Genomic DNA, 25,474 nt, shown 5'->3' with positions numbered 1-25,474 from the left:
CGGCGAGGGTGTCCCGTTCACACGGTCTCTGTCTGGTCATCGGGCGATCGCCTTTCCTGCGAGCAGTTCCATCACGCAGAGGGCTGCGAGGCGCACCGTGCGTGCGTCGGGGGCGTCGGCGGTCGCGTCGACCTCGACGATGTCGGCGCTGCGAACCCGCGGATCGGATGCCGCTGCCCGCACCAGTGCGCGCAGCTCCCACGCCTGCAGGCCGCCGGGCACCGAGGCGGGGCATCCCGGCGCGACCGAGCGGTCGCACACATCGACATCGATGTCGAGATGGATCGCCCCACCGCCACCGTCATCGCCACCGCCGGCGATCTCGAGCGCCTCGGCGACGGCATCCGCTCCTCGGCGCCGCACGTCGTCCATCGAGATCACCGTGATGCCCAGGTCGGCTGCGCGGCGCGCGTATGCCGCCGAGTTCGCGAAGTCGGCGATGCCGAGCTGCACGATCCGGCGCGGGTCGAGCCCGTCTGCGACGAGCCGGCGCACGGGTGAGCCGTTGGATACGCCGTCGCGCAGGTCGAAGTGCGCATCGATCGTGATGAGACCTGTCGCCGCCGCGCCCTGCGCGACGGCATACGTGATCGAGTTGTCTCCGCCGAGGGCGACGACCAGTGCCGCGCGTTCGCGGAGCGCCGCGACGGCGGTGCGGACGGATGCCTCGCCCACCTGCCCGTCGGGCTCGTCGATGTCACCCGCATCGGCGATCTGCAGAGCCTCGTCGAGATCGACGGCCGGCGGACCGAGAACGGTCGGGCTGTAGCGCTGCAGTGCCGCGCGGACGGCCGCAGGGGTGGCGTGCGCGCCCGTCGGCGTGAGTGCCGTGCGAAACGCCGGGACCCCGAGGAGGACGGCATCCCAGCCGGTGCCGGCCGGGCTCGGCCACGCGCCGGCGCGCGGCCACAGGGGATCATGGGCGAGCGTCACGACTCGAAACTACTCCGCGTGCGAGGGCGAGGGGTGGCACGAGGAGGGGTGTGCCTTGCGAGGCGTGGGAGTCTCGGGTCGGGCTGCGGGGTGCGGGGTGGGTGTGCTTGGCGGTGCGGAGGTCTCGCGTCGGGCTGCGGGGTGCGGGGTGGGTGTGCTTGGCGGTGCGGAGGTCTCGCGTCGGGCTGCGGGGTGCGGGGTGGGTGTGCCCGGCGGTGCGGAGGTCTCGGGTCGGGCTGAGGGATCTCCCTGGCTGCGTGGGGGAAGTCCCGGTCAGGCCGAGACGTAGACCCACGCGCTCCGGCCGCTCGCGAGGACGGCCGACGTGCGCCGGTACAGCACGACCTCGTACTCGTCCGAGGCGTCGAGCTCGTCTTCGCTGACGCGCAGCGCCTTGCCCACGACCTTGTCGAGCGGATTGCCGGTCGCCCGCACGATCGGGTGCACCGAAGTCCCCGACAGATCCACCACCCGGCGATCCGAGATCTCGGCGTAGTCCACGGTGTATCCGGGGAGGACGTCATCGTCGCCCTCCAGGAGGCGCCCGAACGTGTCGAGCTGCACTTCGGGATGCTGGAGCGTCCCGTAGCTGAAGAGGAGTTCGGTGGACTGGTTCGTGGCCACGGGATCAGGGTAGCCCGCGGGGGCGGCGGGGTCCCGGTGCTGTCATCCAGTGTTAACACACAGCGTCAGCACAGGTCGTGAACGCGGGTTCTGAGCGCAGGGCGCAGCACGGGTCGTGAGCGCGGGTCGTGAGCGCAGGGCGCCAGCACAGGTCATGAGCGCGGGTCGTGAGCGCAGGTCGTGAATGCAGCGTCACCCGAGGAACGCATGGGCGATCGAGAAGATCGCAAGCCCCGCCAGCGCCCCGACGATCGTGCCGTTGAGCCTGATGTACTGCAGGTCGCGTCCGACCATCAGTTCGATCTTCTCCGTGGTTTCGGCGGGGTCCCATCGCTCGACCGTGTCGGTGATGATCGACGCGATGTCGTGGCGGTAGCGGTCGACGAGGAAGACGGCGGCGTCGGTGACCCACGCGTCCACGCGGCGCTGGAGCGCGGCATCCGTCGTCAATCGGCCGCCGATCTCGGCGAGCGCCTGCGCGGCGCGTCGTCGCAGACCGCTCTCGGGGTCGCCGAGCGAGCGCAGCAGGCCCGCCTTGGCGGTGTTCCATGCCTCTGCGGCGAGCTCCCGCACGCGCGGGCTGTCGAACACCTTGTGCTTGGCATCCTCGAGCCGGCCGATCGTGGCGGGATCGTGCTGCAGGTTCTCGGCGAGGCGGTCGAGGTAGCCGTCGATTGCATGACGGGCCGGATGCTCGGGATCGGCCTGCACCGCGGCGACGAATTTGACCGCCTCGTTGTAGACCGTGTCGTCGACGAGGCGGTGCGCCACCGAGGGCACCCACGAGGGCAGCCGCCGCGATACGAGCCCCGTGAACGCGGCATGGTTGGCATCGAGCCAGGCGGCGATGCTGTCCAGGCCCATATCGACGGCGCCATGGTGCGCGCCGGACTCCACGATGCGGCCGAGCCATTCGCCGAGCGGCGGTCCCCACTCCGGCGCGATCAGGTGCTCGCGGGCGAGGTCTTCGATGACGTCCTGGACGTCATCGTCGCTGAGCGCCCGGAGAATGCTCGCGGCCATGACGGATCCCTCGGCCGCCACCCGTTCGGCGTGCTCCGGCACCTGCAGCCACTCGCCCAGGCGCGTGGCGATCGCGGTGTCTTCGAGCTTGGTGCGCACCACGTCGCTGCGCAGGAACTCGGTCTCGACGAACTCGCCGAGCGTGCGGCCGATCTCGTCCTTGCGGCTCGGAATGATCGCGGTATGGGGGATCGGGATGCCGAGGGGATGGCGGAACAGCGCCGTCACCGCGAACCAGTCTGCCAGGGCTCCGACCATGCCGCCCTCCGCGAACGCCCGCACGTACGCGAGCGCGGGCACCTGCTGCTGGAACGCGAAGGAGAACGCGAACAGCACGGCCATGAACACCAGGCCGCCGAGTGCCACGCCTTTCATGAACCGCAGCGCGCGGCGCCGCTCCTGGTCCGCGGGGCTCAGCGGGGCCCGCCGCTTCGTCTGATCTGCGGAGTCCGTCTCGACGGGCTCGGCGACCGGGTGGGTCGGGGTGCGCGACATGGGGTCATCCTCGCACGCGCACCGGCGGCTGGGCCGTGAGGTCCCCGCCCGGTCGCCCTGCGCTCTGCCGCTCGAGGATCGATGTCGGGCGATGCGCTCGACGTGCGAGAGTCACTCCTCGGGCGCACCGAGCCATGCCGTGGCGACCGTCGCGTGGGCGGACTCGGGATCGGACGGGTGGAACAGGCCCGCGAGCACGTCGCGGTACAGGCGGCTGAGCTCGCTCGCCGAGAAGTAGGACGATCCTCCGGCGACCAGGATCGCCTCGTCGACGATCGACTTCGCGGCCGTGACGGCGCGGTGCTTCACCCCGGCGAGCAGAGAGAACCACCGGGCGCCGTGGTCGGCGCGCTCGTCCACGTCGCGACACAGCGTCTCGAGCTGCGGCAGCAGCGCGTCGTAGGCGAGTGCCATCTCGGCGATCCGCCAACGGATGTCGGGGTCCTGGCTGTATGCCCTTCCGGTGCGCTTCGACGTCCGCTTCTGCGCAGCGGTCACCGCCAGATCGAGTGCCCGGCGCGCGATTCCGGTGTACACCGAGGCGAGCAGCAGCTCGAAGACGCTGAAGATGCCGAACACGAGCGGGTCGGGGTTGGGCCCGGGGGCGATCCGTCTCACGATGCGGTCGGTCGGAGCGAGGGCACCGTGCAGTTCGGTCGTGCGCGACTGCGTCCCGCGCATGCCGAGCGTGTCCCAGTCGTCGCGCACCACCACGCGTCCGGTCTGCACCTCCGACCGCGGCACGAACGCGTAGACCATCTGCGGCGCATCCGGCGACGAGGTGTCGAGCCCGTGCAGGCCCAGATGGTTCCAGACCGGGCCGAGTGATGTGAAGATCTTCGTGCCGGTGAATGCGTAGCCACCGTCGGGGTGGGGCACGGCATCCGTCCCGCTCCCGAACAGCACGAGGTCGTTGCCCGCCTCGCTGATGCCGAAGGCGAAGACCTCGCCGGCCGCAGCGCCCTCCTGCACGAACCGCAGCGCGTCGATGCCGCGGTCGGCGAGCACCTTCGCGACTCCTGTCCACACGAGGTGCATGTTGATCGCGAGGGCTGTGGCGGGCGCGGCACCCGCGAGCCTCTGCTGCAGCACCGACGCCTCGGCAAGTCCCCACCCCGAGCCGCCGAGATCCTCCGGAACGAGGATGGCGAGGTATCCGATCTTCTTCAGCTCCGCGAGGTCGGCGTCGGGGAAGGCATTCGCGCGGTCGGTGTCGGCAGCGCGGACTCGAAATCGCTCGAGCAGCTCATCGGGCAGGATCGCGGCGGGGTCGAACGGTTCGGCATCCAGAGCAGTCACCACGCCATTCTCGTCGTGCGCGATGATGTGCGCATGGCCTCCGTGCTGAACTCCCTCATCCCGCCGTCCCAGCGTCAGCCGGTCGACGCGCTCAACGATGCGCTGGACCTCGGTCACGGCGACACGGTGGGAAAGCGCAGCGGCTTCCTCATCATGCTGACGCTGGCGGGTGTCATCGCGATCGCCGGTGTGCTGACGGACTCGACGGCGACCGTCATCGGCGCCATGATCATCGCGCCGCTCGGCACGCCGATCCTCGGCATCGCGCTCGGGCTCGTGACGGGCCACATCAGTCTCGTCATCCGCTCGATGCTGTGGGTGTTGAGCGGCCTGGTGATCGTCGTCGCGCTGGGGCTGCTCTTCTCGGTGTTCGTCTCGACTCCCGAGAGTCTCGCCACCAATTCGCAGGTGGTCGGACGCACGTCGCCCAGCCTCATGGACCTCATCGCCGCACTCGCCACGGGATTCGCCGGCGGCTTCGCGATGTGCCGCAAGGACCTCAGCGCCGTGCTGCCGGGCGTGGCGATCGCGATCTCGCTCGTGCCGCCGCTCGGCGTCGTCGGGGTGTGCGCAGGGCAGGGGCAGTGGGCCGATGCCGCCGGCGCGCTCGTGCTGTTCCTCTCCAACGTCGTGGCGCTCGTGATCGCGGGGAGCATCGTCTTCACCGTCGCCGGCTACGCGCGCGAGCCGGGCTCGTCGCGGGTGGCGAACCGTCGTCGCGCCTACACCGTGGTGACGGTGCTGGCTGTCGTGATCGCGGTGCCCCTCGCGGTCAACTCGATCGCCGCGGTCGCGCTGGCACGGTGGTCGGTGGCGATCCAGGATGCCACGGGCCAGTGGCTGCAGGAGGAGCACGGCGCGCGCGTCTACGGGGTGCAGTGGAGCGGTGCGACGGCGACCGTCTCGGTCACGACCGACGACGGAACAGTGCCGACCGTCGACGAACTGCAGGAGTCGCTCTCGACGCAGCTGCCGAGCTACGTCGGCGTGCTGGTGGACGTCGGGCAGGGTGTGGAGATCGTCGTGCGGTGAGGTCGTTGGATGGACTGGTGCGGAGCCCGGCGACGCCCCGGCGCATCGAGGCGGTAAGGCTTCGCCGTCAGTCCTGGAGCGCGGCCATCAGCGCGGCGATCGTCGCTGCAGGATCGTCGCGATGCGGGGAGTGGCCGGCGCCTGTGATGACCGACAGGGAGAACAGCGGGTTGGCCTCGACGACGGACTCGGCCGGCTTGCCGCGGAAGATCGAGTACACGTCCGGGTCGGAGGCGATCACGTGCGTCGGGATCGCGACGTGCAGCGCCGCGTCGCGCACGTCCCAGAGGGGGTTCTGCGCGCTGGTCTGTGCGACCGCCCAGCGACTGGCCTGCTGCGCCGAGAGCGCTTTCAACTCGACGTCCTGCTCGTGCCAATGGGGATGCTCGGCGCGCACAGCAGCGGGGGACGGGTCGTCGAACGACCGTGTCTGGCTGTCGCGAACGACGTCGCGGTCGTGGTCGGTGAGCGCGATCGCGGGGTCGACGAGCACGAGTCGCCGTGTCCACGACGGATCGCCGGCGACCGCGACGACGGATGCCGCACCACCGAGCGAGTGGCCGATCACCAGGTCCCAGGTGCCGCCGTCGGGGCGCGTCGCCCCGATGTCTGCCGCGTATGCGGCGATCGTGTAGTCGAGGACACGCGGCGCCGTGCCGTGACCGCGCAGGTCCACGGCATCCGCTCGCCACCCGGCATCGGCGAGTGCCGCGCCATAGCGCCACATGAGCGCACCGTTGGACCCGAGCCCATGCACCAGGAGGGCGCGGCGTTCGGCGTCGGGCGCACCCCACGACAGGCGGGGAAGCAGTACGGGTGCGGGCATGCGTCCAGCCTAGGAGCGCGCCGGAGGCGCCCCCGCGCAGAGGAAGATGGGCAGAGGAGGTTTGGCATGATCTCGACGGAATTGGCAGTCGCGCTGCGGGACGCGGGCCTGGTGTGGCATCCGCGCTCGGGCGATCGGTTCCAGCTCGACGAGCCCGAGTTCGAGGCCGATGTCTTCACGGTGAGCGAGATGACCATCGAGCCGCGGGAGTACCCGACCGGGCGCATCCTCGCCTTCAACGGCACGACCGAGTGGGCGCTGGACTCCGTCGCGCTCGACGATGCGCTATGGCTGCCGCACGAGCATCAGCTGCGCGAGCTGCTGCGTGGCACGTTCCGTGCGCTCCGGCGACTGCCCGACACGCACGAGGTCGAGATCGCCCTGCGGCCGGTCGGTGGGTCGGCCCGGCCCGGCGCACTCGAAGAGGTACGTGTGTTCGAGCATCCCGAGCCCGCTGACGCCTACGCGCTCGCCCTGCTCGAGCTGCTGCGCCGCTCGTCGTGAGCACACGGTCGTGAGGGTGCTGGTCGTGTTCGGTGCCGGTTGTCGGCTGGTGCAGCTCCCGTGAGGGTGCTCGGGTGCTCGTCTTGTTTGAGTGCCGGTGAAGGTCTTGGTCAGTTCTCGTGAGAGTGCTGGGCCGTCGCGACCACGGTCGCGACGGCCGGCGTGCGATCAGCCGATCGTCTGCACCGGCTCGGTGTCCGGGATGGGGCTCGCGCCGCGGACCCGCAGATCGGGGAGTCCGCGGACGAAGACGACCGCGACCACAAGGGCGAGGGCGCAGAATCCGGCGGCCGCGCCGTAGGAGGCCGCCACTCCGCCGGGGCCGTCGATGAGGAACCCGGCGACCGCCGAGCCGACGGCCGCGCCGATGAGCTGACCGGTGCCGACCCAGCCGAAGGCCTCGGCGGTGTCGCTGAACTTGACGCTCGCCGTGGTCACCGCCGACAGCACGGCGAGGGCCGGGGCGATACCGATGCCGGCGACCACCAGTGTGGCGCCGATCCACCACATGTTGATCCACAGCGACGTGAGAGCGAGACCGAACGCGACCACGGCGAGCCGGCGTGCCAGAGCCCACGGGCCCATCGGCAGATGGCCGAAGGCGAGGCCCCCCGCCAAGCTGCCGAGTGAGAAGACCGCGAGCACCAGACCCGCCTCGATGCCGCCGTGGCTGAAAGTCGCCACGACGCTCGCCTCGACGGCTGCGAACGAGCCGACGAGCAGGAACCCGATGACCGTCGCCAGCAGGATCGGCGGGCGGGTGAGCACCGTGCCGAAGGCGCGCTTGCTGCGCGGAATGCGGACCCGCCCGACCTGGGGGGAGAGGATGAACCACGTGCAGCCGCAGACCAGGATCACCACGATGAGGACGAGGCCGGTGACGGTGCCCGCCTGGATGGCGACGAAGGTGATGAGCACCGGTGCGAGGATCCAGATGAGCTCCTGCAGCGATGCGTCCAGCGAGTACAGCGCCGTCAGCTGCGTCGAATTGACGAGCTTCGGGTAGATCGTCCTCACCGCCGACACGATCGGCGGTGTCGACATGCCGGCGATGAATCCCAAGACGATGTAGACCGGCAGCGGCGAGGTGAGCAAGGCGATCGCGAGGAGGGACGTCGCCGAGACCGCCGTGGTGAGCGTGAGGACGCGTCGCATGCCCCAGCGGCCCATCCACCGGCTCGTTACGGGTCCCGCGATCGCCTGACCGATCGACACCGCTGCGAGCACGAGGCCTGCGGCCCCGTAGGAACCGGTGATCCCCTCGATGTGAAGGAGGATCACGAGGCTGATCATGCCGTTCGGGAAGCGTGCGACCAGCTGCGCCGAAAGCATGCGGCCGACGCCGGGGATGCGAAGAAGGTCCCGGTATCCAGCCACGGATCAACGGTACTTGGTGTGCTGAGCAGGTGTGCGCCGCCGCTGAGACCGGGTGCGGGGCGTCGACCAGGACGCGATGCCGCGACACGCCGCGACACGCCGTCACCGCTCTCCACAGGCGGATCGGATGTCGGGGCCCCTTCCTAACCTCGGATCTGTGGATGGATGCGGCCGCGGCGTCCGAAACGCCCGTGTTCCTGGCCTTTTCCGATTCGCCCGACTGTGGATGAAACGGTGGAGAACCTGTGTTGTACATGGGGAGAACGGTGGAGAATCACACCGATGTAACTACTAGCCCTTGTGGTGCTTTCGAATGTCGGTACCCATATGTAGTATTGGACTCCCGGTGGGGGGTCTACCGGAGAACGAACCGAGTGTGAGGGGAGAGACGGATTCTTATGGCGATCACGGTCTACACGAAGCCCGCGTGCGTGCAGTGCACGGCAACCTATCGAGCGTTGGACTCGAAGGGAATCGAATACGAAATCCTGGACCTGTCGGAGGACCCGTCGGCCCTCGAGCAGGTCAAGGCGCTGGGGTACCTCCAGGCGCCGGTCGTCATCACCGATGAGGACCACTGGTCGGGCTTTCGTCCCGACAAGATCGACGAACTGGCCTCTCGGCTCGCGTGACGCTATGGCAACCGCGATCGCACAGCGAGACGCGGTTGCCGGGCGGGCGACCGCGACACCCCTCCTCGTCTATTTCTCCAGCGTCTCGGGAAACACCGCGCGCTTCGTGGAGAAGCTCGGCGCACGGGCGGTGCGGATTCCGCTGCACTCGTCTGAGCGCGCGGGCGATCTCCCTCTACACGTGGACGAGCCCTACATCCTCGTCACCCCGACCTATGGCGGAGGCCAAGGACGCGGTGAAGAGAAGGGCGCCGTCCCCCGGCAGGTGATCCGGTTCCTCAACGATGAGCGAAACCGCAGCCTCATCCGCGGAGTGATCTCCGCGGGCAACACCAACTTCGGCGAGCACTTCTGCATCGCCGGCGACATCATCAGCCGCAAGTGCAACGTGCCGCACTTGTACCGGCTCGAGGTATTCGGCACGCCTGAAGACGTAGAACGCGTGAAAGCGGGATTGGAACGATGGTGACGACACTCACGGAGACCGGCTTCAAGATGAATGCACTGTTCGAGGGCATGGACTACCACGCCCTCAATGCGATGCTGAATCTGTACGACGCCGACGGCAAGATTCAGTTCGACGCCGACAAGCGCGCCGCGCGGGAGTACTTCCTGCAGCACGTGAACCAGAACACGGTGTTCTTCCACTCGCTCAAGGAGCGCCTCGACTACTTGGTCGAGAAGGAGTACTACGAGCCGGCGGTGCTGGAGAAGTACCCGTTCGAGTTCATCCAGCAGATCAACGACTTCGCCTACGGCAAGAAGTTCCGCTTCGAGACGTTCCTCGGCGCGTTCAAGTACTACACGAGCTACACGCTCAAGACGTTCGACGGCAAGCGCTACCTCGAGCGCTTCGAGGACCGCGTCGTGATGACGGCGCTCGGCCTCGCCGACGGCGACCAGAAGCTCGCGCTCGAGCTCGTGGACGAGATCATCTCGGGCCGCTTCCAGCCGGCCACGCCGACGTTCCTCAACACGGGCAAGGCGCAGCGCGGCGAGCTCGTGTCGTGCTTCCTCCTGCGCATCGAAGACAACATGGAGTCGATCTCCCGCGGCATCAACTCCTCGCTGCAACTGTCCAAGCGCGGCGGCGGTGTCGCGCTGCTGCTGTCGAACATCCGCGAGTCGGGTGCGCCGATCAAGCAGATCGAGAACCAGTCCAGCGGCATCATCCCGGTGATGAAGCTGCTCGAGGACTCGTTCTCGTACGCGAACCAGCTCGGAGCGCGCCAGGGCGCCGGCGCGGTGTACCTCAACGCCCACCACCCCGACATCCTGCGCTTCCTCGACACCAAGCGTGAGAACGCCGACGAGAAGATCCGCATCAAGACGCTGTCGCTCGGTGTGGTGATCCCCGACATCACGTTCGAGCTCGCCAAGAACGGCGAGGACATGTACCTCTTCTCGCCCTACGACGTCGAGCGCGTCTACGGAGTGCCGTTCGGAGACATCTCGGTCACCGAGAAGTATCGCGAGATGGTCGATGACGCGCGGATCAAGAAGACCAAGATCAACGCGCGCGAGTTCTTCCAGACCCTCGCCGAGATCCAGTTCGAGTCGGGCTACCCGTACATCATGTTCGAAGACACGGTGAACAAGGCCAACCCGATCAAGGGCCGGATCAACATGTCGAATCTCTGCAGCGAGATCCTTCAGGTGAACACGCCGACCACGTACAACGAGGACCTCTCGTACAACGAGATCGGCAAAGACATCTCGTGCAATCTGGGCTCGCTGAACATCGCGCTCGCGATGGATGGGCGTGACCTCGGTCGCAGCGTCGAGACCGCGATCCGCGCACTCACCGCGGTCAGCGACCAGAGTCACATCACATCGGTGCGCTCGATCGAAGACGGCAACGACCGCTCGCACGCGATCGGTCTGGGCCAGATGAACCTGCACGGGTACCTGGCGCGCGAGCATGTGCACTACGGCTCGGAAGTGGGCCTGGACTTCACCAACATCTACTTCTACACCGTCGTCTTCCACGCGCTGCGCGCGTCCAACCTGATCGCGATCGAACGCGGACAGGTGTTCGACGGGTTCTGGGACTCCACGTACGCGTCGGGGGAGTTCTTCGACAAGTACACCGATCAGGTGTGGGAGCCGCAGACCGAGAAGGTCGCGGAGCTGTTCGCCGGCATGCCGATCCCGACCCAGGACGACTGGAAGGCACTGAAGGCCAGCATCCAGCAGCACGGCATCTACAACCAGAACCTGCAGGCCGTCCCGCCGACCGGCTCGATCTCGTACATCAACAACTCGACGTCGTCGATCCACCCGATCGCGTCGAAGATCGAGATCCGCAAGGAAGGCAAGCTCGGCCGCGTCTACTACCCCGCGCCGTTCATGTCGAACGAGAACCTCGAGTACTACGAAGACGCGTACGAGATCGGCTACGAGAAGGTCATCGACACGTACGCGGCGGCCACGCAGCACGTGGATCAGGGACTGTCGCTCACGCTGTTCTTCAAGGACACCGTGACCACCCGCGACATCAACAAGGCCCAGATCTACGCGTGGAAGAAGGGCATCAAGACCATCTACTACATTCGCCTCCGCCAGATGGCCCTCGAGGGGACCGAGCTGGACATGTGCGTCTCGTGCACGCTGTAGCCCCTCGACGAGTTCAGGGACCGAAAGAAGAAGAGAAATGACCCCCGATCCGATCAAACTGCTCTCGCACGTGCAGGCGATCAACTGGAACCGCATCGAGGACGACAAGGACCTCGAGGTGTGGAACCGCCTCGTCAACAACTTCTGGCTGCCGGAGAAGGTTCCGCTGTCCAACGACATCCAGTCGTGGAACACGCTGACGCCCGACGAGCAGACGCTGACGATGCGCGTATTCACCGGTCTCACGCTCCTCGACACGATCCAGGGCACCGTGGGTGCGGTCTCGCTCATCCCCGACGCGATCACGCCCCACGAAGAGGCGGTGTACACGAACATCGCGTTCATGGAGTCGGTGCACGCGAAGAGCTACTCGTCGATCTTCTCGACGCTGTGCTCGACGAAGGAGATCGACGAAGCCTTCCGCTGGTCGGTCGAGAACCCGAACCTTCAGAAGAAGGCTCAGATCGTCATGGAGTACTACCAGGGCGACAGCCCGCTCAAGCGCAAGGTCGCCTCGACCCTGCTGGAGAGCTTCCTGTTCTACTCGGGGTTCTATCTGCCGATGCACTGGTCGTCGCGGGCGAAGCTCACGAACACCGCCGACCTCATCCGCCTCATCATCCGTGACGAGGCCGTGCACGGGTACTACATCGGCTACAAGTTCCAGAAGGGTCTCGAGCGGGTCACCGAGGCAGAGCGTGCGGAGATCAAGGACTACACGTTCTCGCTCCTGTACGAGCTCTACGACAACGAGATCCAGTACACGCAGGACCTCTACGACGGTGTCGGTCTCACCGAGGACGTCAAGAAGTTCCTGCACTACAACGCCAACAAAGCCCTCATGAATCTGGGCTACGAGGCGATGTTCCCGGCGACGGTCACGAACGTGAACCCCGCGATCCTGTCAGCTCTGTCGCCCAACGCCGACGAGAACCACGACTTCTTCTCAGGGTCGGGCTCGTCGTACGTCATCGGCAAGGCCGAGGCCACCGAGGACGACGACTGGGACTTCTAGAGTCCCGGATCACGCCCGGCCCGTAAAGGGCTGCTGAGAGGCCCGGACCCGCAGGATTCTGCGGGTCCGGGCCTCTTTCGTGCCTTCTCTCGACAGACAGGGGAGGACTCAGGTGGACAGGAACTGCCGTTCGATATGGCACGCGGGTGGCACGCGCGCACCTCTCTTGGTGAAGCGGGGTGGTCCACCGGCCGGAGTTCGGTATCGGCGTGCCACTGGCGTTGTGCCACTGCGTGCCACAGGACGCGTCTTCCGGGATGCAAAAGACCTGACGAGAGCAACATTCCACCCGTTAGGTGCTCCCAGTCGCACGGAGTGGCACGACTGCCCACGTGAGTTCACTCAGGGTCACAGGAGAGCACGATGAGTTTCACCAGGACGGCCGTGAAGCGGGAGGGATGGGGGAGCCTTCGGAAGCTGCCCTCCGGCCGCTGGCAGGCCCGCTATCCCGCGCCGGACGGCGAGACCTATACGGCACGCACGGAGGACGACAAGCCGCACGTACAGCTCGCTGCTTGGCAAGTTCCTCTCCGTCGACCCCATCACCGACCCGAAGAACCCGCAACAGAACACCGGCTATGCATACGGCTGGAACAACCCGCTTACATCGCCTGACCCATCAGGGCTGGCGCCAGGGATGATGCTCTCCGATGGTTGTGGACGCGGCGCGTGCGGCGTCGCCACTGCAAAGAAGTACTCCTCGATCGTGCGCGCAGCGGCCGGCAGCGCGGCCGCGTCCCAGCCGCAGTCGTCCGTCCAGCGAAAGCCGCAGACCCCCGTGGAGCGTTGGAACGAGTCCTGGGGCGGGTTCGGCCAGCGTTGGAACGAGTCCTGGGGCGGGTTCGGCAAGCGATGGAACGACGCCTGGGCGGCTGCTCCCGGTAACGTCCACCGCTCGATGGCTGGGATCCCCACGCAGGTTGGTCGCTCATGGGAGAGATTCACCGACACGCCTCAGGCCGCCGGGTGGCGACAGGTCGGCGAAGTCGCGGAGGCTGGAGTGACGGTCGCGATTTGCGCGTATATGTGTTTCCAGGGAGGTGTTGGAACCAGTGGGTGGAGCGCAGGCGGCGGACTCGGACCGGACGTGGGTGTTACCGTGTCCATCGGTGGTGGCCCAAATACGCCAGACGGCTGGTCAGTTCGCGGCTCCGCGACCGGAGTCGTCGGGGGAGTTGGAGTGACCGGTGAAGTCGGCGTAACCAACGGCCCGACGCCTGTCGCCGCTGGCAGCGTGAACTTTGCTACCGGTGTCCGAGCCGGAGTGAGTGGATGGTTGATCTATGAACAGTCATGGCGGTGACCCCAACGTGGCCGGTCCGTTGTTCGGCTTCCTCGTCGCGGCGTTGATGTTCTGGCTCGCGGTGGGCTTCTTGCCCTTTACTGCCCCCGTAGCCGCGTGGTTCCAGCGCCGCCTGGAATCCGATCCTGCGCTGCCTCCTATGGGCCGAACGGCCGCCGCGAAGAACATGTCGCCAGGGCAGATCGTGCTCTTCTCGATTGCGTCCATCTTCATCACCGCCATCATCATGTTGAATGTCGTGCCACAGATCGTTGGTGCCACGAATCAGACGGGAGCTTCGGGACTCGGAGCTGCGACGTTGGTCTTCACTGGGCCAGCGATGATCGTTGCCGGATCGATCATCGCGATTCGTGCCGCCGCCAAACGACGCCGCGGGCTCATCATGGCTGGCGGGCTGTTGGCGGTTGCCGGTCTGGCTGGGATCGCATCTGGTGCCGCAGTGGTGCTCGCGGCGGCAGGTTGACGATCGGCGTGTCCGGCACCTCCGCCCGACCCATCTGAAAGCTGAACCGTCGCCAGCACCTTCGATGAGTTCAACCGGCGCACCGCGTCCTACGCCGGATCAACCAGCGGCCCGATGCTCGCATCATGGACGTACGACACCGTCAAGAAGGGCATGATCACTGCGAGCTCGTCCTATGTCGGGTCGGTGCCCGGCACCCCTGGGGCGAAATACTCGAACACTGTGGTCAGTTACGACGCTGGAGGAAACGTCACTAGGTCCACTGTGTCGATCCCGTCATCCGCGCCAGCATTCGGCGGAACCACCTACACGACCACCGCCGGGTACTATCCCGACTCGACGCTCTCGGTGCGGAACGTGCCCGCCATCGGAGGCTTGCCCTCCGAGCAGATCCTCTACTCTTACGATGCGTGGGGCCGGCTCGGCAACGTGAGAGGCAACGGCGGCATCCTCAACAGCACCATCTATTCACCGACTGGGCAGCTCGCACAGTTCAACCGGCTGAACCTTGGGGCCGAGGCGTACTCGAGCTTCGGCTACGACTCGGTCACCGGCGCCCTCCTCAGCATTAAGGACAATGCGGTCTTCGATGGCTCCGGCCACTACGTCGCCGACCGGGTGTACACCCGTGATGATGCCGGAAACGTGACCTCTTCGACCATCAGCTCCGTGCTGCCGACAGTCGGGACCCAGAAGACCTGCTACTCGTATGACGCCCTGCGGCAGCTGACCCAGGCGTGGACGCCGGCGGCCGCGACGGCCTGCACAGTGGCGCCTTCGCAAGCGGGCCTGACCGGCATCGCACCGTTCTGGAACGAGTACGGGTACGACACCCAGTCCGGAAATCGACTGTCGATGACGACGCGGGGACCCGCTGGGGCTGCGAAGTCCGCCACCCTGTCTTACCCCGCCGCGGGTGCGGTCCGTCCGCACGCCCCGACAGGGGTGACCGGAGACCCCACGCTTGGTGCCGGTGGATACGGCTACGACTCGGCAGGAAACATGACGTCCCGCCCAGGTCAGACAGTGACGTACAACGAGATCGGCAAGGTAGCGACCATCACGGCGGGCGCGGCGACGCAGTCAAACGTGTACGACGCCTCGGCGATGCTGTTGCTACGCGTGAACTCGATTGAGGGGGCGTCATTGTTCCTCGGCGACACGGTGCTCACCCAGGCGGCTGGCTCGAGTACGGTGTCGGGAGCGCGGACATACGCCGGGGCTGAGGGTATTCCGGTCGCCCAGCGCACCGCGAAGACCGGGACCTCCGGGAGCACAGTGTCTTGGTTGTTCACGGATCTGCACGGCACTGTCGATACCCGCACCGTCGCATCCTCTGGGGTGACGACCCGGCAGTATCGCGATCCCTTCGGCGTGCCAATCGGTGGTGCCACCGGCGCGTGGCCCGATGGGTCCGGGTTCCTGAGCAAGCCTGTCACGACCAGCACCGGGCTCACGTCAATCGGCGCTCGTACCTACGACCCCATCCTCGGCAAGTTCACCAGTGTCGATGCCGTGGTGGCCTCCGATAATCCGCAGCAGAACATCGGCTACGGGTACTCTGGCAACAATCCGACGACCTTCTCGGACCCCAGCGGCGATTGCTACAACTACAAGACGGACTCGTTGACATTGTCAACAAATTGTGCGGGCGGGAAGGGCGTGGCGAAGGACGACTCCGAAACCAAGAGGTGGCGCGCAGCCAACCAAGCGAAGAATCCTGTAGCGGCGGCGTCGAGCCCCACAACTCCGGCGGCAAAGCCGAAGAGTTCCCCTGCCAAGCCGGACACCGACCAGTCATGGGTGGTGGCGATCGGGCGAAAGCTCACGAACGCTATCCTGCCGTACACCGTTATCACTGACGAACTCGCGAAACTGGACTGGTACCGAACGATTGCAAATGCGCCGGTCAGCGCTGTAGCTGGTGCATACGCGCTGGCTAACGGCGGCCGTTGCGGAGTGGGGCCAAGCATGATGCTCGTGTGTCAAGTCAAGCAATGGAACTACGGCGGGGGCACAACGTACGGGAGCACCTTCATCACTGCGGGAGACCTGAGGAAGACTATCGAGGACGAGCAATTGATGAAGCATGAAACGGCGCACTCAAGACAATGGGCTGCCCAGGGAGCGATTCCGATGGCCGCCGGGTACGGAATGAGTTCGGGCTACTCTCAACTTGTCACCGGCACCTACGGATGCGCGAACTTTTATGAGTGGGACGCGGGATTGGTGGGTGGAGGCTATGGTGGCTGCCTCAACTAGACGTCGAGTGATCGCGGCTGTCGCGATCGGCTTGGCCGCAATTGCCAGCACGACGGGCTGCGACGTACTCCAGGGGCAGCGCCCTGATCCGAAGGTGATGGTTCTCACCGTCCAGGACAGCACCGTGACCTTCATGTGGTGCGGAGATGATGCACAGTTCGACTCATTCTGGATCGAGAACCGGCAAGATCGCGACTTTTCCTCCGTGACGACGGAGGGGGTTGGTGAGTATCGGCTATCACGCGGTCAGACGTTCACCGCCGAATCGCCTCCGGATGGGCCAGAATACTCGGCTCGGGGAACGATTCCGATTGCGGACGGATCGAGCATCTACGTCGGGACACTGTCAAACGATGGTCCGGGCCCAAATTTCCGATCCGCCTTCAATGACGTCGACCTTCAGTCACTCCCGGAGGGAACATGGGTCACCGGTGACGGCGAGTTCACCCAAGAGCCATGTGCATGGCCGGACACACCAACTGGATAGGACCTTGATCGCCGGCCGGCTTTGTCAACGGAGTCGGGTGCATTTCATGCGCAACGTGCTCACCACCGTCCCCAAGGGGGCTGGCCCGATGGTCGCGTCGATCATCCGCACGATCTTCGTCCAACCCGACACGGAGCACGTGTTCACCCAGTTCCACGAGGTCACCCGGATGCTCGGCCGGTCGCACCCGGAGGTCGCTGACATGCTCGAAGACGCCAAAGACGACCTTCTCGCGTTCTGTCAGTTCCCGTTCCAGCATTGGCGTCAGATCTGGTCCACGCACCCGCTGGAGCGAGTGAACAAGGAGATCGAGCGCCGCACCTACGTGGGCACCTTCCCGAACCCGGCTGCGCTGCTGCGCCTGGCAGGGCACGTCCGCATCGGACAACACGACGAGTGAGACGGCGCTGACCGCCGCTACTTCAGCGAGCACTCCATGGCGCTGCGGCTCGCTAAGGCGGAGGAGGTGAGCAGCCCCGAACTGACCGCGGCATAATCAGAACAGCTGACCCGCCCGGTGTGTCGACAAACTTCACCAACCGGTGGGACGTCATCTCTTAGTTCGAGTCTGGTCTCACCGAGCACCTAGGATCCAGAGCTCGCGTCGATTAACCTTGTTGCACTTGCCACTCGAACCGCGGCGGCGGAAGGGCTTGAAGCAGTTGCCGCGCCGAGTGGCACGCAGAGGGCACGAGTCAACGGCAGTGGCCCAGAACCCGCGAGTTTCAGGCCTGGAATGGTCAGCCGGTGAGAACTGGGACTTCTGAATCCCACGTGATTCCGCGGTTTTCGTGGGGTCGACGCAAGGACAAGGCCCCCGGCCGATCACCCTCACGGGTGCTCGACCCGGGGGCCTTGCCGATGTGTACTTGCCTGCGCTTCCTCGGGACGGGGCGGCTGGCGATGCATCGCCTTCGCGACGGCGGTCTTGCCGAGCTCGTCGTCGACTTGGCCGGCGGAAGGCCGGGCGTCCGCAAGCCCGTGAGCCAGATCCATCACCGCCGCCTCACGTAGATCGCGATCCCTCCGTCGTTTTCCACGTCGAGCGTGTACTCCTCGCTCCGAAACCACGCGCGCGGAGGGATCGAGCCGTCGGATTCCCGGTCGCGTCCCTCCACGCCGACGGTGACCCGTTGGCGGCCGCCGACGCTCACGTCGTCGAACTGGGCGGTGTAGATGTCCGCACGCTCCATGCTCGCAAGGCTACGCTGATCTCCGCGTGGCTCACGGCGCGCTCCCGCGGGCGTACGGGACAACCGCGACCCTCTTCTCAAGGTCGGCGCCCTTCGGCATGTCATCGGCACCGCGGAGTCGCCAGCAGTGCCAGGAACCCCCGCGCCGAGCTCCACGTCGTCACGGACGCGACGTCGCCCGCAACGGAATCGCTCGATCGGCGGTCATCACGCTCCGATCTTCACGCTCCGATCTTCACGCTCTCACGGTTCTTCGCTGCGGTCTCGAGCCGTCGTCGGAGCCGCCCACAGGGCTTTTCAACGAGCAGGTACACCGCTTCGGCGACGGCGAGAGTCAGGACCAGGCCGATCACATCGGCGAGAATCGAATCCCCGAAAAGATTCGCGCCGAGGGAAAGCGCCAGTCGATGGAAGAGATAGATCGAGAACGACAGCACGCCCAGGCGCACCACCACTCTCGAATTCAGGAACCGGCCGACGGCGCCGCTCGGCCGCGTGGTTATGAACCAGAAGATGGGGACGAGAGCGAGGCACTCGATCGTGTCGGCGATGCTCAATCGGAACGCGAGTACCGGCGTCGCTGCGCACGCGACGAACACGACGAGACCGATCGACGCGATGAGACCGAGATGTTTGGACACCCACCGCGGGAGTGCGTCGCCCAGCGCCGGATTGGCCAGCAGCGCGAGGGCGGTGCCGAGCAGCATCGCGTCGAATCGAGTATCGGTCGACACGTACAGCCGGTCGAAACTCGCGCCGTTCATGCCGAGGTAGATCCGCCACAGCGGGACGAGCATCGCGATCGCGAACATCGTCCAGCCGATTGCTTTGCGGCTCGCCCGGAGCTTCCAGAGAATCAGCAGCGCGACCGGAATCACGAGGTAGTAGTGCTCCTCGACGGCGAGCGACCAGAACTGTGTCGTATCCGGGGGCAATCCTTCGCGACCGTGGAAGACGATGTAGTAGTTCGTATAGTTCAGCGTTTCGGCGAGCACACCCCAGACCGTCGTGTCGGAGGCGACCCACCCCAATGCGCCGACGATGACCGCCGCTGCGATAGCCAGCCACGCAGGCGGCAGGATGCGCAGCGCACGGCGCAGGTAGAACCGGCCGAGTGAGATCTGACCGGTCGTCTCGTGCTCCCTGCGCAGCAGAGTCGTGATGAGATACCCGCTGAGGAAGAAGAACACGGTCACGCCCACGAACCCCGGCCAGTACGGCAGACCGACTCCGAACTGAGAGTGACCGACGAAAACAGCCAGCACCGCGAGGCAGCGTATTCCGTCCAGAGACGGGATCGAGAACGTGCCATGGACACTCTTCACTGGACCGGCAGGCATCACCCCAGGCTAGAGCGAACAGGTTTCTTCAACGTAACTGCCTCGAAACCATTGGTCACCGGCTCCGCCAACGTGAACAGCCGCCAGCGACTCGACGGGGACCGCCGCTACGATCCGTGCGACGCGGCGCGGCATCCGCATGGCAGTGTGCCCAGCCCCGAGACATCCTCGACCCGAACCTGGCATTCAGCGGGACGAGGCTTGATGCCAAGCGCCGCCCGCAGGCGTGAGGGGCGGCGGGGTTGGATGATCGAGGGATGTTCGCACTCCTCACAGATCGGGCTCTGGCCATCGATGCTCGGCGCAAGGCTCGGCAGACCGATATCGGTCGACGCAAGGTCGGTCATGTCGCCCCCAGGCGGGAGGGACGTTGCGCTACCTCGCGCCCCCAGCGTCCCCCAATTGGGGGACAAGCTAGCAGAATGAGAGCCCTCTCATCTAATTGGCGGAATCCCCATACCGAGCGGGCATCGAGTGACGTCTCGAGCGGAGTCGGGTGACGGAAGCGAAGTCCCGTGCGCTTCCGCCTACGAATTCGGCCGCCGATGGTGACACGGAGGCGCCGGCTCCCTACAGTTGTCACACGTGGCACGGCTGTGGGGGTCGTGCGCGATGACGCACGCGCTAGAAAGGGGACGGGCCGTGGCCGATCGCTCCACCGAGAACGGGGTGCCCGCACCCCCCTCCCCGTCGCCGGCAGCCGCAGCCCCCGCCGCTGCGGCGGTCACACGATCGACCCTCGTCTGGTTCGGACTCGGCTTCGTGCTGCTGTCGTTCTTCGCGGCGTTCCTCGGGTCGTGGCTCGCGCGCTCCGTCGACACCGCCGCGCCGCCGGCGTCTTCTCCCACACCGGTCGCATCGATCAGCCCGGACTACGCCGCGGCGATCGAGGAGATCCTGCCGGCAGGATCCGCCGTTCGTGCAGGATCCGGCGTTCCCGAATCCGGCAAGGGATACGAAGGCGACGTCTACATCGACATCCTCACGGCCGACGTGTACCTCTTCCAGGACGACTGGACGCTCGTGGGCAACATCCGCGAGTCGGCCGCTGAGAATCTCACGGGCGAGACGGGCGCGAGCGGCGAGACCGGCGCCCAGGGCGAGCAGGGAGCACAGGGCGGCGAGGGCGCGCAAGGGCCGAGCGGCGCTCCCGGTGCCCCCGGCACTCAGTTGTCGCTCGGTATCGGCGCGCCCGTTGACGACACCTGCACGACCGACGGCGACGTGTACATCGACACCGATCAGCTCGCGTTCTTCGAGTGCGATGCCGGTGCCTGGGTGCTCTTCGGCCCGGTGGAGCCGGAGCCGGAGCCGGAGCCGACCGCCGAGGGCTGAGCGCAGGCGCGCGCAGCCGCCCGGCCGGGCATTCACCCCGTCGGGCATTCACCCCGTCGGGCATTCACCCCGTCGGGCATTCACCCCGGCGGGCATTCACTCCGCCGGATGTTCGCACTGGTGCAATCGCGGCATCCCCGACACGATGGAGCTAGGAATCCGCACCGTCGCGGGAGGTCTGCGTGGATGCTTCAACGCCCGTCACACATCGCACCGTCGCGCTCGTCGGAAGCAGTGGCGCGGGAAAGACCACCCTCGTCGAGGCGCTGCTGCATCGAGCCGGCGCGATCCCCCGGATGGGCAGCGTCGAGCAGGGCACCACGGTGTGCGACGACGAGCCGGAGGAGATCGCGCGAGGCATCTCGCTAGGGCTGTCACTCGCCTACCTCACGTGGAACCAGAGCGACGGCACGACGAGCGCAGTGACCCTGGTCGACACCCCGGGCCACCCGGACTTCATCGGGTCGCTCGACACGGCGCTCTCCGTCGCAGATGTCGCTCTCCTCGTGGTGAGCGCGGTCGACGGCGTGACCGCGGGCACGAAGGCCGCCTGGGCCGCCACAGCCGCCGCCGGGGTGCCGTGCCTCATCGTGGTGACACAGGAAGATCGCGCACGGGCCGATTTTCGCCGTGTGCTGGCGGATCTGCGCGCGGCGTTCGGCCCGAAGCTCCTGCCCCTCGAGCTGCCCATGGGGGAGGAGCACGACTTCCGCGGAATCGCGGACGTGATCGGCGAGCACGCACTCATCTACGACGCCGACGGCCGGCACCACGAGGAGCCCGTGCCCGCGGACCTCGCGGACGAGGAGCACCGCCTCCACCAGGATGCGACGGAGGAGATCGTCTCGCACGACGACGCCCAGCTGGAGGCCTACCTCGACGGGGTCGAGCCGACTCCGCGAGAGCTGGAGCGCACCCTCGCGAAGGAGGTCGCCGAGGGCGAGGCGATCCCGGTGCTGCTGTGCTCCGCGGCGACGGGCACCGGGGTGGACCGGGTGGCAGACCTCGTCTGCGAACTGGCGCCGGCGCCGGGAAGCCGTGACGGCATCATCCGGATCGGCGTACACGTGGACGACGGCGCAGACCGCGCGCACAGCGGGAGCGGCGGCACCGAGCACTCCGTCTCCATCGACCCCACCGGAGAGACGCTCGTTCACGTCTTCCGCACTCTCGCCGATCCGTTCGTCGGTCAGATCGCCATGCTCAAGGTGCTGTCGGGAGTCCTCCGCCCGGGCGACCGCCTGCGCAACGCCACGACCGGCGTCGAAGAGCGGATGCCTGCCCTGTTCCGGCTGCGCGGATCGGAGCATCTGCCCGCCGACGCTCTGCGCGCAGGCGACATCGGCGCCGTCGCGAAGCTCGTCGGAACGCCATCGGGATCGCTGCTGTGGACGAGACCCGCCACCGGTGCGCGCCCGGTCGCCCTCCCGGAGCGGCACGCCGTCTATGCCGTGAGCCTCGCACCCGTGTCGCAGTCCGACGACGTCAAGCTGTCGACGGCGCTCGCACGGCTCGTCGCCGACGACGAGACGCTCGTGGTGGACCGCGCGGGCGGCCACACGGTTCTTCGCGGGCTCGGTGACGCGCACATCGCCGTGGCCGTGGAACGGCTCGCCCGAGTCCTGGGCGTGCACGTCGAGACGTCGCCCGCCCCGGTGGCGTACCGGGAGACGATCGCCGGCCGCGCCGCGGCCGAAGGCAAGCTCAAGAAGCAGTCCGGCGGTCACGGGCAGTTCGCGGTCGTCCAGCTGCGCGTGTCGCCACTGGGGGCCGGCGGCGGGTTCGAGTTCGTCGATTCGGTGGTGGGCGGCGCCGTGCCGCGCTCGTACATCGCCGCCGTCGAGAAGGGCGCCCGCGACGCTCTCGCCACGGGCGGGCCGCAGGGGCATCCTGTCGTCGACGTGCGGGTGGAGCTATACGACGGCAAGGCGCACTCGGTCGACTCGTCGGAGATGGCGTTCCGCACGGCAGCGTCCCTCGGTGTCAAGGCCGCGCTCGCGCAGGCGGGCACGGTCCTTCTCGAACCGGTGTCGAACGTCACCGTCACCGTGCCTGCCGCGATGCAGGGTCCGGTGCTCACCGACCTCTCGGGTCGGCGCGGACGAGTGGGGGCGACCGAGACCGGCGATGACGGGAGCGCGCGCATCAGCGCCGTCGTGCCCGATGCGGAACTCGCCCGCTATGTGCTCGATCTGCGCTCCCTCACCGGCGGACAGGCTGCGCTCGAAATCGTCCCCGACCGGTATGAGAGGGCTCCGGGAGTCGCGCGGGCGTGACGGGTGGCGGGATCGGCAGTCCTCGCATCCACGATGCGCCGACTGTCAACCCTTGGACGCGCAGGCACCCCTGTGCCACCGTGGAGGGTTCCCAGACCCCGACGAGGAGCAATGACCCAGACGACGATGAACGAGTCCGGCGCGCGGTTGCCGGTATCGCGGATGCACGACGAATCGCACGCGTCGGCACGGAGTGCGGCGTGAGGGCGGCGGCGCGGTGGCTGCTCTCCGGCGCCATGGTGTTCGCCGGTCTCAGCCACCTATTCTGGGCGCGCAGGGAGTTCCAGGCGCAGGTTCCGGATGTCGCGGCGAAGGTCATGGACAAGGACGCGGTGGTCGTGGCGTCGGGGGTCGCGGAGATCATGTTGGGGGCATCGCTGGTCGTTCTGCCCGGATCCCGCCGAACCCTCGGAGCCGTCCTGGCGGCCTTCTTCGTCGCGGTCTTCCCCGGCAACATCGAGCAGTACGTCAAACGACGCGACGGCTTCGGGCTCGACACCGACGCGAAGCGGCTGACGCGGCTGTTCTTCCAGCCGCTGCTCGTGGCGTGGGCCCTCTGGGCGACGCGGCCGCCTCGAGGCTGACGGTGTGGGGCGGCTGAAGGTGCCGGGGGCTGAGGAGCCGGGGCGGCTCAGGGCCTCAGGGCTTGAGCACCTGGGCTTGCGCGCCGGAGCGCCTCGGAGCTTCAGCGCCTCGTCGACGCGGCGACGGTGAACTTGGCGTTGCGGGCGACCTGCCGTGTCGGCCCGACCAGCCGTTCGAGGGCCGGCCGGTACTGAGCGGCGGAATTCCACACCGTCCACAGCTCGCCGCCGGGGCGGAGCACGCGCGCAGCGTCGGCGAACATGCGCGGTGCGAGACCCTCGTTCACGGCGCTGCCCGAATGAAACGGCGGATTCAACGCGATGAATGAGGCGCTCGCGTCGGTCCGCATCGACAGCATGTCGTCCTGGACGACCTCGACGCGCGTCGCAACGCCGTTCGCCTGGGCCGTCGCGCGCGCCGATGCGACCGCGGCGGCCGACTCGTCGCACGCGTACACGCGCAGGACGGGATGCCGCAGCGCCAGCGTCGCCGCGACGACACCGGTGCCGCACGCGAGGTCGATCGCGGCATCGGTTCCGACGCCGGGGATCACGTCCGGAAGATGCTGCAGCAGCAGCCGGGTGCCGATGTCGATGGACGTCCCGGCGAAGGCGCCGCCGAAAGCGCAGACGATGAGACCGTCGTGCATCTCGCGGCGCGGTTCGAGATTCCGGCCGTCGTGCGGGCCGCGTGCCACGAGCACCCGCGATTTCTGCCGCGCATGAGTGACGTCCACCCGGTCGAAGTGCGTGCGCAGCACGTCCGTCATCGTCAGCGACATGTGTTTGATGCGTCCACCGGCGAACACCACCACGTCGGCGGCCGCGTGCGCAGCGATGAGCCCGGCGACATCGCGGAGTGCGTCGAGTGCCCGGGGGAGCCGCAGCAGCACCACACGCGCCCCGCGCACCACGTCGGCCGTGAGCGGCAACGAGGTGAAGGCGGTCGCGAGCTCTTCGTCATCGAATCGGCGTGCGTTCGCCGCGAGTGCTCGCTCGCCGGTGAGGGCATCCTGATGCACGCGGATGCGGCGTGCACCGTCCGCCGCTGCGCCCAGGGCCAGTGCACCGTGCGTGTCGCCGATCACCGCGACTTCACCGTCGGCGGCGCCGCGTCGCGCGGCATCCGACTCGTCGAGGATCAGCCGGTCCGCGGCATCCATCGCCACCAGACCCGGACCCTCGACATCGGGCCAGCGGCGCAGCACCTCGAGGTCGAACGTCACTGCTCCACGCTAGTCGCCCTCGCCTCCGCGCTCGACCCGGATCGGCGCATGCCGGCTCGGACCGGCGGTGGATCGAACCTAGGCTCGAAGAACCGCTCACCCGAGGAGATCTGTGTTCCGCGCGCCATTGAATCTGTTCCGCACCCTGGCGATCGCGGAGGCGATCTCATGGACGCTGCTGATCGGGGGACTGCTCCTGCGGGCTACGGCAGACCTCGCGATCGCGGTGACGATCGGCGGCGGCATCCATGGTTTCGTGTTCCTCGCCTACGGCGCCACGGCGATCCTCGTCGCGAAGAACCAACGATGGGGCGCATGGCCGACGATCGTCGCCATCGGCAGCGCGATCGTCCCGTATGCGACGATCCCGACCGAGGTGTGGCTGCACCGCACCGGCCGTCTCGCCGGAGGGTGGCGTCTGCACCCGACCGACGATCCGCGCGACGCGGCCTGGCACGACCGGCTGATGAGATGGTTCCTCGGGCGGCCGTGGGTGCTGGGTCTGCTGATCGCGCTCGCAGTGATCGTGCTGTTCGCGGTACTGCTGATCGCAGGTCCGCCCGGTGGCCGCGACTGACGGAGACCGTTTCACGCGATCCGGGAATACCGACGATACCTCCCCGTTTAAC

General features: G+C 67.2%; 22 protein-coding genes and 1 pseudogene. 14 read left to right on the top strand and 9 right to left on the bottom strand.

What is annotated here, in order from left to right:
* Positions 1 to 36: 36 nt before the first annotated feature.
* From KEC57_RS01390 to KEC57_RS01375, 4 genes are all read right to left on the bottom strand, one after another.
* Complete coding sequence (locus KEC57_RS01390) at positions 37 to 933, bottom strand: arginase family protein (RefSeq protein ID WP_229382727.1); 897 nt, start codon at positions 931 to 933, stop codon at positions 37 to 39.
* Positions 934 to 1,206: 273 nt separating this feature from the next.
* Positions 1,207 to 1,557, bottom strand: coding sequence for a gamma-glutamylcyclotransferase family protein (locus KEC57_RS01385; protein ID WP_229382726.1), 351 nt, complete (start codon positions 1,555 to 1,557; stop codon positions 1,207 to 1,209).
* A 192-nt stretch (positions 1,558 to 1,749) separates the two neighbouring features.
* On the bottom strand, positions 1,750 to 2,955 hold the full coding sequence (locus tag KEC57_RS01380; protein ID WP_229383658.1) for a DUF445 domain-containing protein: 1,206 nt from the start codon (positions 2,953 to 2,955) through the stop codon (positions 1,750 to 1,752).
* Positions 2,956 to 3,186: 231 nt separating this feature from the next.
* Positions 3,187 to 4,374 (bottom strand): acyl-CoA dehydrogenase family protein, encoded by a 1,188-nt coding sequence (locus tag KEC57_RS01375; RefSeq protein ID WP_229382725.1) that lies wholly within the window; start codon positions 4,372 to 4,374, stop codon positions 3,187 to 3,189.
* A 33-nt stretch (positions 4,375 to 4,407) separates the two neighbouring features.
* Between KEC57_RS01375 and KEC57_RS01370 the strand changes: the two genes are divergently transcribed.
* Positions 4,408 to 5,406 (top strand): TIGR00341 family protein, encoded by a 999-nt coding sequence (locus tag KEC57_RS01370; RefSeq protein ID WP_229382724.1) that lies wholly within the window; start codon positions 4,408 to 4,410, stop codon positions 5,404 to 5,406.
* 67 nt (positions 5,407 to 5,473) lie between these two features.
* Here KEC57_RS01370 and KEC57_RS01365 read toward each other — a convergent pair whose 3' ends face one another.
* Positions 5,474 to 6,232 (bottom strand): alpha/beta fold hydrolase, encoded by a 759-nt coding sequence (locus tag KEC57_RS01365; RefSeq protein WP_229382723.1) that lies wholly within the window; start codon positions 6,230 to 6,232, stop codon positions 5,474 to 5,476.
* 66 nt (positions 6,233 to 6,298) lie between these two features.
* Here KEC57_RS01365 and KEC57_RS01360 point away from each other — a divergent pair, with 66 nt between their 5' ends.
* Positions 6,299 to 6,736 (top strand): pilus assembly protein CpaE, encoded by a 438-nt coding sequence (locus KEC57_RS01360; protein ID WP_229382722.1) that lies wholly within the window; start codon positions 6,299 to 6,301, stop codon positions 6,734 to 6,736.
* Positions 6,737 to 6,904: 168 nt separating this feature from the next.
* On the opposite strand, the gene KEC57_RS01355 is transcribed toward KEC57_RS01360, so the two are convergent.
* Positions 6,905 to 8,113 carry an MFS transporter gene (locus tag KEC57_RS01355; protein WP_229382721.1) on the bottom strand — a complete coding sequence of 403 codons (1,209 nt, stop codon included), beginning with the start codon at positions 8,111 to 8,113 and terminating at the stop codon, positions 6,905 to 6,907.
* A gap of 398 nt (positions 8,114 to 8,511) precedes the next feature.
* Between KEC57_RS01355 and nrdH the strand changes: the two genes are divergently transcribed.
* From nrdH to KEC57_RS01320, 8 genes and pseudogenes are all read left to right on the top strand, one after another.
* Positions 8,512 to 8,745: a glutaredoxin-like protein NrdH gene (gene nrdH, locus KEC57_RS01350; RefSeq protein WP_229382720.1), complete on the top strand. Its 234-nt coding sequence runs from the start codon at positions 8,512 to 8,514 to the stop codon at positions 8,743 to 8,745.
* 4 nt (positions 8,746 to 8,749) lie between these two features.
* Positions 8,750 to 9,214: a class Ib ribonucleoside-diphosphate reductase assembly flavoprotein NrdI gene (gene nrdI / locus KEC57_RS01345; RefSeq protein WP_229382719.1), complete on the top strand. Its 465-nt coding sequence runs from the start codon at positions 8,750 to 8,752 to the stop codon at positions 9,212 to 9,214.
* The gene (gene nrdE, locus KEC57_RS01340) at positions 9,208 to 11,361 is read left to right on the top strand and encodes a class 1b ribonucleoside-diphosphate reductase subunit alpha (protein WP_229382718.1); all 2,154 of its coding nucleotides are present in this window, start codon (positions 9,208 to 9,210) and stop codon (positions 11,359 to 11,361) included. Before nrdI ends, nrdE begins: the two co-directional genes overlap by 7 nt.
* Before the next feature lie 37 nt (positions 11,362 to 11,398).
* Positions 11,399 to 12,376, top strand: coding sequence for a class 1b ribonucleoside-diphosphate reductase subunit beta (gene nrdF / locus KEC57_RS01335; RefSeq protein WP_229382717.1), 978 nt, complete (start codon positions 11,399 to 11,401; stop codon positions 12,374 to 12,376).
* Positions 12,377 to 12,739: 363 nt separating this feature from the next.
* On the top strand, positions 12,740 to 12,991 hold the full coding sequence (locus KEC57_RS19265) for a hypothetical protein (RefSeq protein WP_504753765.1): 252 nt from the start codon (positions 12,740 to 12,742) through the stop codon (positions 12,989 to 12,991).
* A gap of 668 nt (positions 12,992 to 13,659) precedes the next feature.
* Complete coding sequence (locus tag KEC57_RS01330; protein ID WP_229382716.1) at positions 13,660 to 14,142, top strand: hypothetical protein; 483 nt, start codon at positions 13,660 to 13,662, stop codon at positions 14,140 to 14,142.
* 153 nt (positions 14,143 to 14,295) lie between these two features.
* On the top strand, positions 14,296 to 16,404 hold the full coding sequence (locus KEC57_RS01325; RefSeq protein ID WP_229382715.1) for an RHS repeat-associated core domain-containing protein: 2,109 nt from the start codon (positions 14,296 to 14,298) through the stop codon (positions 16,402 to 16,404).
* Positions 16,405 to 16,910: 506 nt separating this feature from the next.
* Positions 16,911 to 17,387: pseudogene (locus KEC57_RS01320) on the top strand (transposase); the annotation flags it as partial.
* Between the two features lie 499 nt (positions 17,388 to 17,886).
* Here the strand turns inward: KEC57_RS01320 and KEC57_RS01315 are convergent.
* On the bottom strand, positions 17,887 to 18,084 hold the full coding sequence (locus KEC57_RS01315; RefSeq protein WP_229382714.1) for a hypothetical protein: 198 nt from the start codon (positions 18,082 to 18,084) through the stop codon (positions 17,887 to 17,889).
* 221 nt (positions 18,085 to 18,305) lie between these two features.
* On the bottom strand, positions 18,306 to 19,424 hold the full coding sequence (locus KEC57_RS01310; RefSeq protein ID WP_229382713.1) for an acyltransferase family protein: 1,119 nt from the start codon (positions 19,422 to 19,424) through the stop codon (positions 18,306 to 18,308).
* A 642-nt stretch (positions 19,425 to 20,066) separates the two neighbouring features.
* On the opposite strand from KEC57_RS01310, the gene KEC57_RS01305 reads away from it, so the two are divergent.
* The 3 genes from KEC57_RS01305 to KEC57_RS01295 all read left to right on the top strand — a co-directional run bounded on the left by KEC57_RS01305 (position 20,067) and on the right by KEC57_RS01295 (position 23,619).
* Positions 20,067 to 20,759, top strand: coding sequence for a hypothetical protein (locus tag KEC57_RS01305; protein WP_229382712.1), 693 nt, complete (start codon positions 20,067 to 20,069; stop codon positions 20,757 to 20,759).
* Positions 20,760 to 20,941: 182 nt separating this feature from the next.
* On the top strand, positions 20,942 to 23,035 hold the full coding sequence (locus KEC57_RS01300) for an elongation factor G (RefSeq protein ID WP_229382711.1): 2,094 nt from the start codon (positions 20,942 to 20,944) through the stop codon (positions 23,033 to 23,035).
* A gap of 200 nt (positions 23,036 to 23,235) precedes the next feature.
* Positions 23,236 to 23,619, top strand: coding sequence for a DoxX family protein (locus KEC57_RS01295; protein WP_229382710.1), 384 nt, complete (start codon positions 23,236 to 23,238; stop codon positions 23,617 to 23,619).
* A 101-nt stretch (positions 23,620 to 23,720) separates the two neighbouring features.
* Here KEC57_RS01295 and KEC57_RS01290 read toward each other — a convergent pair whose 3' ends face one another.
* Complete coding sequence (locus tag KEC57_RS01290) at positions 23,721 to 24,845, bottom strand: class I SAM-dependent methyltransferase (RefSeq protein WP_229382709.1); 1,125 nt, start codon at positions 24,843 to 24,845, stop codon at positions 23,721 to 23,723.
* 112 nt (positions 24,846 to 24,957) lie between these two features.
* On the opposite strand from KEC57_RS01290, the gene KEC57_RS01285 reads away from it, so the two are divergent.
* The gene (locus KEC57_RS01285) at positions 24,958 to 25,422 is read left to right on the top strand and encodes a DUF3817 domain-containing protein (RefSeq protein ID WP_229382708.1); all 465 of its coding nucleotides are present in this window, start codon (positions 24,958 to 24,960) and stop codon (positions 25,420 to 25,422) included.
* The last annotated feature ends 52 nt before the right edge of the window (positions 25,423 to 25,474 follow it).

Source organism: Microbacterium allomyrinae (assembly GCF_020682705.1).
Lineage (GTDB): Bacteria > Actinomycetota > Actinomycetes > Actinomycetales > Microbacteriaceae > Microbacterium > Microbacterium allomyrinae.
This window is presented reverse-complemented; position numbering and strand designations above follow the sequence as displayed.

Coding starts and splice junctions, on each gene's coding strand:
- KEC57_RS01380 (WP_229383658.1), bottom strand. CDS start 2,955: ATGAAAGGCGTGGCACTCGGCGGCCTGGTGTTCATGGCCGTGCTGTTC.
- KEC57_RS01370 (WP_229382724.1), top strand. CDS start 4,408: ATGGCCTCCGTGCTGAACTCCCTCATCCCGCCGTCCCAGCGTCAGCCG.
- KEC57_RS01365 (WP_229382723.1), bottom strand. CDS start 6,232: ATGCCCGCACCCGTACTGCTTCCCCGCCTGTCGTGGGGTGCGCCCGAC.
- KEC57_RS01360 (WP_229382722.1), top strand. CDS start 6,299: ATGATCTCGACGGAATTGGCAGTCGCGCTGCGGGACGCGGGCCTGGTG.
- nrdH (WP_229382720.1), top strand. CDS start 8,512: ATGGCGATCACGGTCTACACGAAGCCCGCGTGCGTGCAGTGCACGGCA.
- nrdI (WP_229382719.1), top strand. CDS start 8,750: ATGGCAACCGCGATCGCACAGCGAGACGCGGTTGCCGGGCGGGCGACC.
- nrdE (WP_229382718.1), top strand. CDS start 9,208: ATGGTGACGACACTCACGGAGACCGGCTTCAAGATGAATGCACTGTTC.
- nrdF (WP_229382717.1), top strand. CDS start 11,399: ATGACCCCCGATCCGATCAAACTGCTCTCGCACGTGCAGGCGATCAAC.
- KEC57_RS19265 (WP_504753765.1), top strand. CDS start 12,740: ATGAGTTTCACCAGGACGGCCGTGAAGCGGGAGGGATGGGGGAGCCTT.
- KEC57_RS01330 (WP_229382716.1), top strand. CDS start 13,660: ATGAACAGTCATGGCGGTGACCCCAACGTGGCCGGTCCGTTGTTCGGC.
- KEC57_RS01325 (WP_229382715.1), top strand. CDS start 14,296: ATGATCACTGCGAGCTCGTCCTATGTCGGGTCGGTGCCCGGCACCCCT.
- KEC57_RS01315 (WP_229382714.1), bottom strand. CDS start 18,084: ATGGAGCGTGCGGACATCTACACCGCCCAGTTCGACGACGTGAGCGTC.
- KEC57_RS01310 (WP_229382713.1), bottom strand. CDS start 19,424: ATGCCTGCCGGTCCAGTGAAGAGTGTCCATGGCACGTTCTCGATCCCG.